Annotated in this window: 10 protein-coding genes, 1 tRNA gene and 1 riboswitch; of the genes, 3 read left to right on the forward strand and 8 right to left on the reverse strand. The window is 55.1% G+C overall.

All coding sequences use genetic code 11. The features are described from left to right. Positions 1–61: 61 nt before the first annotated feature. The 7 genes from BMX66_RS09380 to BMX66_RS09410 all read right to left on the reverse strand — a co-directional run bounded on the left by BMX66_RS09380 (position 62) and on the right by BMX66_RS09410 (position 11,665). The gene (locus BMX66_RS09380; protein WP_090881478.1) at positions 62–1,684 is read right to left on the reverse strand and encodes a dihydroxyacetone kinase subunit DhaK; all 1,623 of its coding nucleotides are present in this window, start codon (positions 1,682–1,684) and stop codon (positions 62–64) included. Positions 1,685–1,789: 105 nt separating this feature from the next. Beyond that, positions 1,790–3,673: an allophanate hydrolase gene (gene atzF, locus BMX66_RS09385; RefSeq protein ID WP_090881480.1), complete on the reverse strand. Its 1,884-nt coding sequence runs from the start codon at positions 3,671–3,673 to the stop codon at positions 1,790–1,792. A 2-nt stretch (positions 3,674–3,675) separates the two neighbouring features. Next, on the reverse strand, positions 3,676–7,335 hold the full coding sequence (gene uca / locus BMX66_RS09390) for an urea carboxylase (RefSeq protein ID WP_090881482.1): 3,660 nt from the start codon (positions 7,333–7,335) through the stop codon (positions 3,676–3,678). An 88-nt stretch (positions 7,336–7,423) separates the two neighbouring features. Continuing rightward, the gene (locus BMX66_RS09395) at positions 7,424–8,113 is read right to left on the reverse strand and encodes an urea amidolyase associated protein UAAP2 (protein WP_090881485.1); all 690 of its coding nucleotides are present in this window, start codon (positions 8,111–8,113) and stop codon (positions 7,424–7,426) included. Then, positions 8,110–8,841 (reverse strand): urea amidolyase associated protein UAAP1, encoded by a 732-nt coding sequence (locus tag BMX66_RS09400; protein WP_090881693.1) that lies wholly within the window; start codon positions 8,839–8,841, stop codon positions 8,110–8,112. Before BMX66_RS09400 ends, BMX66_RS09395 begins: the two co-directional genes overlap by 4 nt. 66 nt (positions 8,842–8,907) lie before the next feature. Then, the gene (locus BMX66_RS09405; protein WP_255398891.1) at positions 8,908–10,392 is read right to left on the reverse strand and encodes an APC family permease; all 1,485 of its coding nucleotides are present in this window, start codon (positions 10,390–10,392) and stop codon (positions 8,908–8,910) included. 252 nt (positions 10,393–10,644) lie between these two features. Further along, positions 10,645–10,763: riboswitch (guanidine-I (ykkC/yxkD leader) on the reverse strand. A 224-nt stretch (positions 10,764–10,987) separates the two neighbouring features. Then, positions 10,988–11,665 carry an O-methyltransferase gene (locus tag BMX66_RS09410; protein ID WP_090881487.1) on the reverse strand — a complete coding sequence of 226 codons (678 nt, stop codon included), beginning with the start codon at positions 11,663–11,665 and terminating at the stop codon, positions 10,988–10,990. Positions 11,666–12,066: 401 nt separating this feature from the next. On the opposite strand from BMX66_RS09410, the gene rnk reads away from it, so the two are divergent. Together rnk and BMX66_RS09420 are read left to right on the forward strand one after the other, a co-directional pair. After that, on the forward strand, positions 12,067–12,480 hold the full coding sequence (rnk, locus tag BMX66_RS09415; RefSeq protein ID WP_090881489.1) for a nucleoside diphosphate kinase regulator: 414 nt from the start codon (positions 12,067–12,069) through the stop codon (positions 12,478–12,480). A gap of 310 nt (positions 12,481–12,790) precedes the next feature. Beyond that, positions 12,791–14,428 (forward strand): alginate export family protein, encoded by a 1,638-nt coding sequence (locus tag BMX66_RS09420; RefSeq protein ID WP_090881490.1) that lies wholly within the window; start codon positions 12,791–12,793, stop codon positions 14,426–14,428. Between the two features lie 147 nt (positions 14,429–14,575). Here the strand turns inward: BMX66_RS09420 and BMX66_RS09425 are convergent, their stop codons facing one another. Beyond that, a complete protein-coding gene (locus tag BMX66_RS09425) occupies positions 14,576–15,103 on the reverse strand; it encodes an adenine phosphoribosyltransferase (protein ID WP_090881492.1) in 528 nt (175 codons plus the stop codon). Between the two features lie 163 nt (positions 15,104–15,266). Between BMX66_RS09425 and BMX66_RS09430 the strand changes: the two genes are divergently transcribed. Then, positions 15,267–15,358: transfer RNA gene (locus BMX66_RS09430), tRNA-Ser, on the forward strand. The last annotated feature ends 89 nt before the right edge of the window (positions 15,359–15,447 follow it).

The following is a 15,447-nucleotide window of genomic DNA, read 5'->3' on the forward strand; positions in this document are numbered from 1 at the left end:
CCCCATCGACAGCCGTCGATAAATAATGAGATTATTATTTGTTATAACTGATACTTAAAATCTAAAATTCGGCCAAATGCTCGAACAGCCGCGCGACCGCCTCAGCACCTGGATCAGCGTGACCGACCAATTGCTTGGCATTTACATAGGAAGCGCGACCGGCATTCGCCTTGCTCATGTAGACAGTGCGATCGGCACCCGCACGCGCGGCTCTCGCTGCGTCGGGCAGGCTCTCTTCCAGGGCATCAAGGGCCGGCGCAAGGGCGTCGACCATGGTACGGTCACCCGGACGTGCCCCGCCGATCTCCTGCATTCTCCGCAATCCGGCCTGCAACGCTCTCCGGATTGATAAGCCGCTTGAGGCCGCGTCGCCCGTTGCGGCGAAGAAGATCGCGAGGAGTACACCGAACGAGCCTCCCATGGTTCTGGAAAGCTCCAAGCCAATGGCGCGATAGAGCTGGGTATGGTCGGCAAGCGGCAATCGGTCCATGGCGCTGATCAGGGCGCGTGCCGCGCCGGCCAGCGTGCTGCCGGTGTCGCCATCGCCTGACTTCGCGTCGAGCGCGTTGAGGTCGTTCTCGGCGGCGATCAGAACCTCGCAGCATCTGGTCAGGAACTCCCTGGTCGGCTTGTGCATCGAGGGCATCGGAACGACAGGTGTCAGGCCGTCCGGAAGCGCCTGAACCGGGACCTGGCCCAGCCGGGAGACCCGCGGCCATGCCGCCAGCGGTGTGTGCTGCTTGAGCAGGGCGATCTCGGCATCGTCGGCAGGATAGACCGAAATCGAGAAGCCATGCATGTCGAGCGATGTCATCATGGCCGCCGGCCCGATGACGTGGGTTATCCGCTCGCCAATCGCTGACCGCCGGATTTCGTTGAGGATGATCGACATCTCGATGACCGACGTGCCGCCGAGATTGTTGACCATAGCGACATGCGGCTTTTCTTCCATTGCAGCTGACAGGCGCTCGACCATGGCAGCGACAGCTTCGCTCGCGTCCTTGAACTCGACCTGCTCAACCCCGGCTTCACCGTGGATGCCAAGCCCAAGCTCGGCCATGCCGGACGGGATGCGATCCTCCTTTGGCGAACCTGGGATGGTGCAGGTGTTTAGCGACATGCCGATGCTTTTTGTCTTTGACACGACCTTGCGCGCGGCCGCGGCGACGTGCGCCAAGTCGGCGCCATTCTCGGCCAACGCGCCGGCTATCTTGTGCACGAAAAGCGTGCCGGCGACGCCGCGGGCTTGGGGCAAGTCGGGCAACGCCACATCATCGTCGACGATGACTATCTCGACATTCAAGCCAAACTGGCGAGCGCGTTCGGCCGCCAGCCCGAAATTCAATCGGTCACCGGTATAATTCTTGACGATGAGCAGGCAGCCGGACGATCCCGTCACGGCAAGGATGCCCGCCAGTACCGCGTCGACTGTCGGCGAGGTGAAGATGTCGCCGCACACCGCAGCCGTCAGCATCCCTTCCCCGACGAAACCCGCATGTGCCGGTTCGTGGCCCGATCCGCCTCCGGAGATCAACGCGACCTTGGACTTATCCCAGTCATTGCGTACGACCACCCGTATATGCGGATAGCCGTCGAGCCGCGCCAGGTTACCGCCAGACGCCGCGACCAGACCATCGACGGCTTCGGTGACGATGCTTTCTTTGGTGTTGATGAACTGGGCCATGTTTTCGGCTCTGTTGCAAAAAATGATTTTTGATAAAAAGTGAATTTAAAAATTATTAAAAAATATTTAGTTAAATATTAAAATATAGCTGTTTCTTATTTTTTTTCAACAGAGCCCCCTAGACTTGCCAAGTTGTTGCAAGTACTCTCGCCAGCCTCCAAATCGGCTAATATCCTCGGCATCCGCAACCGCATAACGCTCGCATAAAAAGCCTTGTACCGCTGTACCGTCCGCCAGAGTAATGGTGCCGATGCCCAGTGGCGCGGGTATACCCGCCACAAAGCTGCCGAATTCACGCACTGGCAATTCCCAAACCTCGACTTCGATGGCTACTCCCTGCTCATTCCTGTCCACGCGCACCAATCCCGGACGCTTCGGGGGCTCTCCCGGCAGGGCGTAGAGTTTATAATCGGGGGAAGTGGTTGTGCTCGCCCTTAGTCGCCCGTTGCGGCTGGTCAGTTGTCCATTCAACGGCAAGCCGGACAAATGCGCACCGCAGACCGCCACTCGTATCTGGTCAGATGGGTCAGATGGCGGGCTGAACTGCAATTTCTGTGGCGGCACTTGGGATGAAACCTTTTCCGACGGATATTCGTTTCGCATGGGAACGCCAGCAGCGCCAGGAGATAACCCATAGGCTTGTTGAATACGTCCGGCAAGATGCAGCAGCCGCTCATCCTGATGGGCTGGCGCCGCCAGCGTTATGCCAAAAGGCAATCCATCGTTCTGGAAGCCGGCCGGTACCGCCACTGCGGCATAATCCAGAAGATTCATGAAATTGGTGTAATAGCCAAGATTCGCATTAAGACGTACGGGGTCTTCCTGCATCGCCTCGATCGTATAGATGGTTCCGACGGTTGGGGTCAACAGGCAATCCACGTCCGTCCAGATATAATCAGCCTGACGTTTAAGCGCATGCAACCGGTACAAGCTGTTGTATGCATCCGCAGCGGAATATCGGTGTGCGCCAGCAATTATTTCCCGCACGGGAGGAATCACCTGGTCGCTGTGCACGTCAAAAAACTGTTGAATCGCGGCGTAACGTTCGGCCACCCAAGGGCCGTCATAGAGCAGGCGCGCTGCTTCCTGAAAGGGCGTAAAGTCTATCTCGATGGCCTCTCCGCCCAAAGCTTGCAGTTTTGCCACGGTCTCCGTGAACAGACGCTCACTCTCGTTATTGCCAAAGAATTGCAGTTGTTGCTGGCGAGGTACACCGAAGCGGAACCGTTGCAAGCTGAAATCGTTGTCACTGCCCTTTCTCTGGCGCGAATAAATATCTTCGGCATCGTAGCCGGCGGCTGCTACTTCAAGAACACGCTCCGCATCAGCAGCGGTAAGGGCAAAGATGGAAACACAATCCAGCGAGCGACAGGCGGGAACAACACCGCGCGTGGAAAGCCAGCCTCTCGTTGGCTTATACCCGATCAGATTATTGAACGCGGCGGGAACTCTGCCGGAACCCGCGGTATCGGTTCCCAGGCTGAAGCAAACCAGACCTTTTGCTAGCGCTACCGCCGAGCCCGAGCTCGAACCTCCCGAAATGTATTCGGGATTAAATGCGTTGCGGCAAGCGCCATAGGGAGAACGGGTGCCGTTCAACCCGGTGGCGAACTGATCCAGATTGGTCTTGCCAATGGGAATCGCACCGGCATCGATCAATCTCCGAACTACCGTTGCACTGCGTTGCGGGGTGTATGCAAACGCCGGGCAAGCCGCTGTGGTTGGTACGCCGGCCAGGTCAATATTGTCCTTGATGGCGAAGGGAACACCATACAGCGGCATTGCCGCCATCCCTTTTTCTTCCGCTGCAAGGGCATACTGCCTCAACGATTCCAGCGGTAGCGTGTAGATCCAGACATGATCGGAGTCCTCGCGAATTTCGGCATGAACCGCCTCTACCATCCGGCTTGGAGTCAGCTCGCCGCTGGCATAGCGTTGAAGCAGGGATGGGATGTCGCCCAGGCTTTCTACTGATAGCAGCTTGTCCATATTCACTCTTCCTGAACGATAAGCAACATCTGACCCGCGGCCACGTGTCCGCCTTGCTTGCAAAATAGCTTCCGCACCGTGCCACTGATGGGCGCCTCCACGGCGAATTCCATTTTCATGGATTCGACTACCACAACCGGGTTGCCCATTTCGATGCGCTGCCCTTCCTCTACCAGAAGCTTCCATACTGTACCGGTTACGTGTGCGCTTATGGCTTGTGCGCCTTCCGGCAGATCCAGCTCGCTTTGCGTATCTGCTTCCTCAAGCGTGGCTTCGCTCACGTACTCTGCCCTACCCTCAACTTTCCAGCGTTCGCGCTCGGCTTCAAAGGCGGCTTGCTGCCTGGCTTTAAAGGCACTTATTTCCACCCAGTTCTGTTGCAGGAACACGTTGTACTGTTTCAAACTGAACGTAGTTTCCTCGATCCGCAGTTTGAAGTGCCCGGTTATAAAATCCCTGCGCAGCTTGAGCAATTCGCTCTCGCTAACCGGATAAAAACGAATTTGATCGAAGAAACGCAGTAGCCATGGCTTGCCTTCCTTGAAATCGGCCGTCTGGCGATAGCGATTCCACATTTGTACAGTGCGGCCGACAAACTGATAACCGCCCGGACCTTCCATGCCATATATACACAGGTAAGCCCCGCCTATGCCTACAGCATTTTCAGGCGTCCACGTGCGCGCCGGGTTGTACTTGGTGGTGACGAGGCGATGACGAGGATCCACCGGCGTTGCCACGGGAGCACCCAAATATACATCGCCTAGCCCCATCACCAGATAGCTCGCCTCGAACAGGATATTCTGTACCTCCTCGGTCTTCGTCAATCCATTGATCCTGCGGATAAACTCGATATTGCTCGGGCACCAGGGCGCATCACTGCGCACGGACTGCATGTATTTCTCGATTGCCAACCGCGTTGCGCCGTCGTCCCACGACAACGGGAGATATACGACGCGAGTGGGAACCTCCATTTGCTCGATGTCCGGCAGCTTCTTTTCCGCAGCGATCAGAACATCCAGCAGCTTGTCGCGCGAAAGCACGCGTGAATCGAAATGGATTTGCAAAGTGCGGATGCCTGGCGTCAGATCGAGAATACCTTTGAGCCGGCCTCTATCAGCGGCGCTCCCCGACCGTTCCATGAGCCATTCCATGAGCGCGTGCGCACGAAAGCGTAAATTGAGATCGAGTTCCAGCGGGCCATACTCGACCAGCAGATTTTTATCGCCCGCCTGGCGGTATACCACCTGAACCTGGCGAGCGCTTTGCGGAATGAAGTGGAGAACTGGTGTTGCCGCTGCGGATCTCACTGACTCAGGCACTGGCGGGATCACTTCTGGAACCCGAAGATGCTTTAGCGTTGCATCCTGCAATTTTTCCAGGGCAAGTGCGTGATCCATCGACAGCCGACAAAAACGTACGCTATCGCCCGGTTTAAGTTGCCCCATTTTCCATAATTCGGCCTGAACGATGGTGACGGGACAAACGAACCCCCCCAAGCTGGGGCCATCCGGGCCCAGTATTACCGGCATGTCACCGGTAAAATCCACCGTGCCCAGCGCATACGCATTGTCGTGAATGTTGGAGGGATGCAACCCCGCTTCGCCGCCGTCGCTGCGCGCCCAGTGCGGTTTGGGGCCAATGAGACGCACACCGCTGCGGCTTGAGTTGTAATGCACTTTCCAGTCAACCGCGAAAAGCGTTTGAATATCGTCTTCGGTAAAAAAATCCGGCGCACCGTGCGGACCATACAGCACGCCAATTTCCCATTTATCGCTGTAATAGGGAATCAGTTCCTCCGCCAGCGTGCGCTGGGCACGGGCGCCCCGGACCTTTTTGCTCTCTTTGGCATCCACGATATGCAATACATCGCCGGTTACAAGAGTGCGCCCGGCGTGTCCGCCGAACTGGCCGAGAGTAAAAGTGGATTTGCTGCCCAGATAATCCGGAACCTGAAAACCGCCTTGAACCGCCAGATAAGCGCGGCAGCCATGATCCACGAGTTTACCGAACTGCAATAACGAGCCAGCCTTGACTGGATGCGATTGCCAATACGCCAGAGGCTCGCCGTCCAGCCGCACCTCCATGGGCGCGCCGCCTATTGCGATTACGCTGTCGCAGTTGAAACGCAGGGTCGGGCCGGCGAGGGTGATTTCGAGCCCGGCCTTATCTTCGGTATTGTTAACCAGACGATTGGCCAGCCGGAACGCCAGGCTATCCATCGGGCCGGATGGCGGCACGCCAACACTCCAGTAGCCGGTCCGCCCCGGATAGTCCTGCACCGTGGTCTGCACACCGGGACTGATGACGTCGATAGTGTGGGCAATGTAATGAAAGCCATTCAGGAAGCTCGTTGTATGGCAGCCACTGCGAAACATCTCGCCGTCCAGAATCTGTTCGAGATAGCCTGAATTGGTTTCGACTCCCTGCAATGCGGTTGCATCCAACGCAGCCAGGAGCTTGGCAATGGCCTGCTCCCGGTCGGCCGCATGCACGATAATTTTTGCCAGCATGGGATCATAGAACGGAGAGATCTCGACGCCTCGTTCCACCCAGGTTTCGACTCTTGCCGCAGATGGCGGCGGAAACTCGGCTGCGGTGAGCGTGCCGCACGACGGTTGAAAATCCCTGGCCGGATTCTCCGCGTACACGCGAACCTGAATCGATGCACCGCTCGGCTGTATGTCGAACGAATCCAGTGGCGGCAGGTCTCCAGCGATTTGCCGTACCATCCATTCCACCAGGTCGATACCGGTCACCTCTTCAGTCACGCCGTGCTCGACCTGCAGGCGCGTATTCACCTCAAGAAAATAGAATTCGCCAGTGGATGCGTCGAAGATGTATTCCACGGTACCAGCGCACTGATAGGCGACGGCTTTGCCCAGACGTACTGCGGCCTCCAGCAGAGCCTGGCGTAAATGGGGGGGCAGGTGGGCCGCGGGTGTTTCCTCGATCACCTTCTGGTTGCGCCGCTGCATGGAACAATCGCGTTCGCCCAGCGCAATGACGCCGCCCTTGCCATCGCCGAAAATTTGCACTTCGATATGACGCGCATTCTCGACATATTTTTCCAGGAATAGGCCGGCGTCCTTGAAATTGTTTTGCGCGAGGTATTTCACCGATTCGTACGCCGCGCTCAACTCTTCTTTATTCCAGCACAAGCGCATTCCAATACCGCCGCCCCCCGCCGTACTCTTCAGCATGACGGGATAACCAATATGCGCCGCCTGACGGAGTGCGTCTTCCACGTCTTCCAGCAAGCCGGTTCCGGGCAGCAGCGGCACATCGTTCTGCAATGCCAGTTCGCGTGCCGTATGCTTCAGGCCGAAAGCACGCATCTGCTGTGGAGTGGGGCCGATGAAGCAAATACCTTCCAGCGCGCATTGCTCGGCGAATTCAGCCTGCTCGCTGAGGAAGCCGTATCCGGGATGAATGGCCTTTGCACCAGCCCGATTGGCGACTTCCAGGATCTTGTCTGCGCGCAGATAACTTTCCGCGGCAACGCCACTGCCGATGCAATATGCCTCATCCGCTTCGATCACGTGCCGGGACAGCGCATCGGCGTCGGTAAAGACCGCCACGCTTTTAACGTTCATGCGGCGCAGCGTGCGGATGATGCGGCAGGCGATGGCGCCGCGATTGGCTATTAATACTTTCTCGAACATGATCTATTCCCTGTTGGCGGTGAGTCGAGCTGCGCTGGATGATTTCAGGAAAACACCAGGGCGAATTCAAGGGCTAATTCAAAAATATCTAATCGAATGTCATATCATCGGGATCATCCCAGATCAACAGGCGGATCGGTGTAGGATTGTAAGCGTTGCATGGATTGTTCAATTGCGGGCAGTTCGAAATCAGCACCACCACGTCCATTTCAGCTTTCATCTCCACATACTTGCCAGGCGCGGATACACCATCCACAAACTCCAGACCGCCCTCTTCCGACACCGGCACATTCATGAAAAAATTGATGTTACTGGGAAGATCGCGCTTATTTATGCCGAGATGCTCGCAAACCGGTTCATGCGTCAGCGCATGCAGGAAGTTGTCGCGGCAACTGTGCATCGGAAATTTCTCCAGCGCATAGCGCACAGTGTTGCTCTCGGCCGCGCATGCGCCACCCAGCGTATCATGCCGTCCGCATGTATCCGCGATGATAGTGAGCATGACATTGCCGAAGTTGGAATACAGCTTGCTGCCGGTAGTCAGATAGAGTCTCTTCTGCCGGCGAATGGTATCGGTTGCGCTATATCGTTCAAAGGCATGGGATGCATTGAAGAACAACGTATCGACAGCCTGATTACCCTCCAGATCGACGATACGGAACACCTGTCCCTCCGTGACCAGCTTCGTCCATGGTTCCCCCGCGGCGCAGATCTCATCCACCACCGCAACTTCAGGATCGAGCCTGCTTTCGGCAAAACGCTTCGTATTCGTATTCATATGGCACCTCCATGACAGGCATATAAACGCTGGGTATTTTGCAGGGCGCGCAGATTCTCGGAAATGCGCGTGCATTGCGTAACCGCCGAGGATGGCGTCATGAAAGCCGCCATGTTGACTGCGCCGGGCTTATAAGCCTCTGCCGGATCAAGTGGATGCGGCGCTGCGGATAACACCATCAGCGTGTCCATTTCGAAACTCAAATCCACATAATCTCCGGCTTTGCTGTTGCCCGGATGAAATGTCAATTCGCCTGACGAGCTGGCGGTCACCTTGCTGAAGAAATTGATATTGGATACCACATCACGCATGCCCAGACCCCACTTTGCCAATTCGATCAACATTCCATCCAGCCCGCTGCGAAACATTTCGTTACGAAGCTCCTGATACCGTCCCGTTCCGTACTTCCGGCGTATCAGGTCGGCATCGCTCATGCCGCAGACGGTATCGTTCCAGCCTGATGTATCTTCCGTAATGCAGCAGAAAATGCGCCCCATGTCCGAGTGGCAGGCATGCCCTTTGGTCAGGCGGAAGGTGTGCTGGGATTTAAGCGTATCCGCCATGTTGTAGCGTTCCAGTTTTTCTTCCTGGTTGAAAAATAGCACCGCGGCATTTGCTCCACCCGACACATCCGTCAAACGCAGCGTCGTTCCCCGCCGCACGATGCCAGACCAGTGGCATCCACCAGGGATATGTTGTTCCCAAATATATGCATCCGGTTGGTTCATATTTTTTCTCCTCATTGCGATAAATTTTTCACTTGAATCGAATGTCCAGATATATGCATAGCTCATTCACTGCGGCGCCACGCTTTTTGAAGCAGGTTTTTTTCGAATTTTATTCGTCAGAATGTAGAGGGCCGTAATGCTCACGATACTGCCCAGCACCAGGGGCACGGCCCATAGCTGCCACCAGGGTGCATCAGGCGCGGTGGCATAAGCGCGGGGCCAGGCGATATTGACGAGTTCAAATACCGACCAGATGAAAGCCACCGTATTGATCACCAGCCCCCAGACGCCCAGCTTCAACTCGCCCAGATCCGGGTTCCAGCGTCCTGTGAGCCGGGTGTACAACCCAACCCCGGTCGTCATGGAGAACATGGCGTAGAGTCCTCCCGTGCCAAAGGCAATCACCGTGGCGACCGCTCCATCGTTCAGCCCGAACAGCAACCCCAGGCCAGCCAGCGATACGGTACATAAAACTGCATTGCGCGGCGTCCTGTCTGCCGCCAACCGGCTTAGCACAGCAGGCATATTGCCTTCGCGGGCCATTGAATAAACGATACGCGAGGTATATTTCACGACGGATGCGCCACAAGCAAGGAACGCGACCATGACGATGCCCAAAAAGGGTTTCTCGGCCCATTCCCCAAAGCTGCTTGCTATCACAGGAGTGATGGGATCCGACGTGGCGCTGGCGCCAAGCAGTGTATCGCGGTCGAATGCCAGCGTCAGCGCAGCGGAATTGAAGAGCACCACCGACCCCACTACACACAAGGAAAAGAAGATGGCGCGCGGCACCATTCGCTTTGGCTCATGCGTTTCCTCAGCGATGGTGGAGCAGGCGTCAAAACCGATGAACGCCCAACCAGCGATGGCGAGCGCTGCCAGAAATGCCGAGGTCTCGCTGGGCGCCGTGCCAGTACCCAGATGCTGGAATAATTCGGAAAAAGGATGTTGCCGGAAGAATAAAAACAATAGAAGCGCCACGCCAAGCGATCCAACCACCTCCGCATATACCCCCATTGTGATTACAAGCTTGAAGATATTGATGTGAGCGAGGTTGAGCAAGGCGCACAGCAGTAGAAACACCGCGCCCCATATTACCAGTGCGTGCCCGGTTTGGCTCTCGGCTCCAAAAAAAATGGAAAGCCAGACGCCCCCGGTGTAGGCGGTTGTGGTTAGCATTGCAATGGTGGAGCTGACGTAGATGACCCCGGCGAATTGTCCCGCCGCGACACCGCCGAGTTGACGCGCCCACTTGTAAGCGCCGCCTGCGATCGGGAATTGCGAGGACAGCTCCGCATAGACAGTAGCGACCAGCAACTGCATCACCAGACAGGTAGCCAGCGCGGCAAACCAGCCTCCCCCTGTGACAACTGTCTGTACGCTAATGATGGCGTAGAGCCCAACCACCGGCGAAACAACGGCAAAACCGAGGGTGAAGCTGTTCCAGACGCTCATGCTGCGGTGGAGTTTATCGGCAGTGGCGGCCGTGGCGGGCTTGGCGGGTGCCACGGCGGAGGTCGCAGAAGAATGCTTATTCCCGTTTGCCTTCATCGGCCTGGCGCCTCTTTCGAAAAGAGTGTAACCATTCCGCCCGGCGTATAATTCACGAGCCTGTTCGTGTGGGCAAAAACACCATTCGGGGAGACTGAAAGTTTCTCTGTCCTCGCGGTATCCGATGTACCCGAGATGCCCGAAACATGGCCGATTATTGCAAAAAAGGAGAAAAATATGGAAGAGAAGTGCATGATCAAGTCTCCTTTATCAGCGGGTTAAATTCCAAGAGCCAATGTATTTGATTACATTATCTCCCGGGTTTTTATCCCTCCGTGGAGCCTCGTCATGACGAAGCCGGAAACTCTCGGACCAGACACTTCCAATCAGCCAATAAGGAAGAGGAAGCCGGAACCCTAGTTTCTCATCTACATCCGCCGTACTGGTTTGACGCCCTTTGACATAGTGTCATGGAAAGAGCGTCAAATGAAGTACAGCTATTACAAGCGCACAGCTATTACAACAACTGCTGCTGAAATTAAATTTTACACGCCTGATCCAGAAAAACAACAATAAGTTGTATTTTTTGATCTGTCCCACACCTGGCCGGAATCTATGCGAGCATGAGCCAGTGTGGATAAACGTTGAAATGTTGCTACGTTTTTTTTCGGGCTACAACAACACCATCACGCGTGGGATTGATAAAAGCGTCAAATTCGGGATCATTGAAAATGAGCGTATTATGCTCAAGAATCGCTTCGGTCCAGCCGGGAACAATATCGACATAATGTTCCACCGCCACTCTTCCATGCCAAAGCACATTGTCCGCAATATAAAGACCGCCGGGACGAACCCGGTCTTTTGCCATATTCCAAATCTGGGGATAATCGCCCTTGTCGGCATCGTTGTAGCAAATGTCGAACAGCCCTTCAGTCTGCGCGAATATCTCCTGCGCCATCCCTATGCGGAAATCGACTCTTTTCGATAAACCCGTAGACCTTAGATATTGCTCAGCCTTTTCCTTATTGAGAGGGTCTCCATCGGTGCAAATCACCCGTCCATCCTGGCCAACAGCCTTTGCAAACCAATAGGCGGAATAACCGTATCCGCTGCCAAACTCGAATATGCGTTCAGCATTGATTGTCTTCGCCAGTGTCTCGAGAAAAATACCCACCAACCGGCCAACGATAGGAAAATTGTTTTTTGCCGCGACAGCCTCCATCTCGGCCAGGACGGGATGATCCGTTTGCCCCACCAGGCTGCGCATATATTTGTCAACTGCCGGATTGACCGGGTCCAGCAGGGAAGGATTCACAATGGTTCGAGATTGCATATTGTCATTACTCCTCAAAAAATAAACAGGAATTTAAACAGTGTGCTGAATTCGACTCCCTGATTTGACTCTACGCTCAACACAAAGGCGGGTCAACGGCCACGGCGGCGTGACCAGGACTGCTGGCCGGAGTCATCGGTTGCCGGCATTATTCAGGGCTAGCCGGACAATAAGGGCACGATTTGGTGTACAATTGCATTCTCCCCCCCAATTGGCTGTACGGATGGGACTCGCCACGTGCCGGGATTGGATACAGAGCGCGGGTGAGTGAACCAGCGCGGCCGACGGGAAACCCAATCGCAACATATTGAACCTGGCGCGGGCTCACGAAATTCTCGCGATACTCTCAGGCAATACTGTCCCCTTGCTGTAAATTTAATCAAACTTGAAACGAGGCTGAAATGACTAGCAGACCGCAAATTGTATTGACATCTCAGGACCTGGACAGGCTCGAAACCTTGCTTGAGTCGCTGCCTGCCAATGCCTTCCCTGGCAGCGCGGATCTGCGGGCAGAACTCGATCGCGCCGAAATTGTCGAGCCCGAGCAGATTCCACCTTCCGTGGTAACCATGAATTCAACCGTGCGCTTCAGTATCGATTCGTCGGGAGAAGACTTCTGCCTGACCCTGGTCTATCCGAAAGATGTCGATGGCACCGGAGATAAAATTTCCATTCTCGCACCGGTTGGCAGTGCACTCCTCGGCCTTGCCACCGGGGATGAGATAGAGTGGCCCAGGCCGGGTGGAGGCACGATAAAGGTACGGATAGTGGAAATCGTCTATCAACCGGAACGTGAAGGAAAATTCTATCGTTAGAGTAGCGCCTCAATCGAAACCAGCATAAATTGCAATCAGAGTAGGGGACCGACGGTCGATGGTTCGGCGTACAATCGACGTACAATGCAGGATGCATAAGAAATGCGCATTGCATCTATTCAATCTTCATATTCACGATAGTGCGATGCAGGGTGCAATAAGCGAAGCGCATTGCATCGTATCTATCTTTCATATCCAGGCCGCGGGAACCTGTATAAAAACCGCTATCAATTGTTCAGCTGTTTAAAATTCTGCCTGGCTCTGCTATAGTTGCGGCCAATTTTTGATCTGGAAACGCAACCTTCCCGCCATGAGCCTGCCCAGTTGCCCGGCTTCTCAAGCCATAAGCATAAAAACCATCCTGCCGAATACGTTTTCCGCCACGCCTGCAATACGCAGGCTTGAATCCTTTTTGAAATTTTGCCTTTTTGCAGGAATCCTGGGGACCGCCCCCCAGGTTTTTGCGGCGGAGCCGGAAAACGGCACTCGATTTGACTGGTCGAAAGTTCCTCCCGTAACAGCTCCATCCCGTCCGGGTATGTTTACGATAGCGCCATCCGGGCCGGGTTACTACTCACTGGGGGATCATGTAACCGGGAACCAGCGCCCCGCTCCGCCTGTTTCCCCCTACGCCCCCTATGCGCTGATGACCACGCCGGCTTTTGACATCGATTTCCGCTACCTGGAAAAGCCGGAGCATGAAAAGAATATTTTTGACCCCCTCAAGCGCATCCATCTCGGTGATGACTTCCTTTTGTCCTTCGGAGGCAACTTCTGGTATCGGTATGCGCGGGAATCCGACGCCCGGTTAACCACCACAAACGACAACTACCATTTGATCCGCAGCCGGTTCCATGCGGACTTCTGGTATCAGGATCGAGTTCGCTTATTTGCCGAGTTTCTGGATGCGCGTACCTTCGGCCAGGGCTTGACGCCGCTTCCCACGGACGTCAATCACACCGACATGCTGAATCTTTTTGCGGATATCAAAATCGCCAACGTCAAAGATGGCCCGGCTTATCTGCGCGTAGGCCGTCAGGAGTTGCTCTATGGCTCGCAAAGGCTGATCTCCACTCTTGACTGGGTCAATACGCGGCGCACCTTCCAGGGCGTAAAAGGATTCTGGCGCAGCCCGACATTTGATCTGGACGCATTCTGGGTACGTCCGATGAATACGGAAAGAGGCAGATTCGATAACTGGGATGAAAAGCGCGAATTCTTTGGCTTATGGGGAACGTACAAGCCCAGGAAGGGGCAGCTGGCCGATTTTTATTTCCTGAGCCTGGACGACAACCGGGGTCTGGCTCTCGGCAGAAATAACATGAGAGGCGATTCGATTGTGCATACGGTCGGCAGCCGCCTTGCTGGCGACTACAACCAGTTTCTGTACGAACTGGAAGGCATGTATCAATTCGGCCAGTATTCCAATCAGAACATTTCGGCCTTCGCCGTCGCCTCGGGCGCCGGCTACCACTTCAAGGAAGCGCCGATGAATCCCCAGTTCTGGCTCCGCTATGACTTCGCCTCGGGCGACAACAACCTGAGCGATGGCAGCCGCAACACCTTCAACCAGCTTTTCCCCTTCGGAAACTATTATTTAGGCTGGATCGACCGCGTGGGCAGACAGAATATCCACGACTTCAACGCCCAGATTAATCTTCATCCCCAGCCATGGGCTACGTTTACCGCCCAGTATCACCGGTTCTACCTCGCAAATAAACGCGACTTTCTGTACAACGCCGCAGGCGCCGCCACCTTGCGGGATGCCACAGGCCAGTCAGGCAGCTATGTCGGCGATGAGATCGACTTCCGTCTCAACATTCATGTCGACCGGCACGAGGACGTGCTCGTGGGATATTCGAAACTGTTTGCCGGCGACTTTCTGAAGGCGCAAGCGCCGCGTGTTTCGCCGGACCTCTTCTATGTCCAGTACAACTTTCGTTTTTAAGACAAAAGCATAAAAATACAGGATTCAATAAGCAAAGCGCATTGCTTCGTATGAGCGGTAGCGGTAGGTTGGGTTAGCAAAGCGTAACCCAACGGTACCCCAACGAAAAAAATACCTTTGGCGCTTCAGCGATATGCCGGATGAAAATCAGTCACCCTCAAACTCGCATAACGCGAATACCTTAAGCCCCTGATCCTCCAACCGCGATCTTCCGCCGATATCCGGCAGATCAATAACAAAACAGCACTCCACAACCTCAGCTCCCATTTCCTGTATCAGTGCAGCCGCGGCCTCTGCCGTTCCGCCAGTCGCGATGAGGTCGTCCACCAGCAGCACACGATCCCCTTTCTGAATCGCATCCACATGAATTTCGATGCGATCGCTGCCATATTCCAACTGGTAATCCCGCCCACGCGTTTCGGCAGGCAGCTTGCCCTTCTTACGTACCGGCACGAAACCTATACCAAGCTCGTAAGCGACGGGCGCGCCAATGATGAAGCCACGTGATTCAATACCGGCAATCTTGTCAATCTTCGTGTCTTTATAGCGGCTGGCAATTTCCTGAATGGTGGCGCGCAATCCCACAGGATCTTTAAGCAACGTAGTGATGTCCCGAAACATGATGCCTTCATGGGGATAATGCGGGACGGTGCGGATGCGGGATTTGATTTGCATGACAAAGTCCTGTTTCTGGTTTTTGATTTTGGAACGCTAAACATCCGTCATACCTCTTTGGATGATTGCGTTTTTCCGCTATGGTACCGGAAAAGTTGCCGGAAACGCCGTTCTGGTTTATCCTTTGCGCCCCTGCCGGTTGCCGGCCGGGATTCCTTCAACAGGAGAGATGGCCGAGTGGTTTAAGGTACACGCCTGGAAAGCGTGCGTACGGCTTCAACCGTACCGAGGGTTCGAATCCCTCTCTCTCCGCCAGTTCGGAGCAGAACTACGAACGCCGCTATTGCGGATTTTACGCCTGAGACGGCAACAACGGCCGAGTAGATCGCCCTTTGATCCCAAAA

Source organism: Nitrosovibrio sp. Nv6 (genome assembly GCF_900110495.1).
Lineage (GTDB): Bacteria > Pseudomonadota > Gammaproteobacteria > Burkholderiales > Nitrosomonadaceae > Nitrosospira.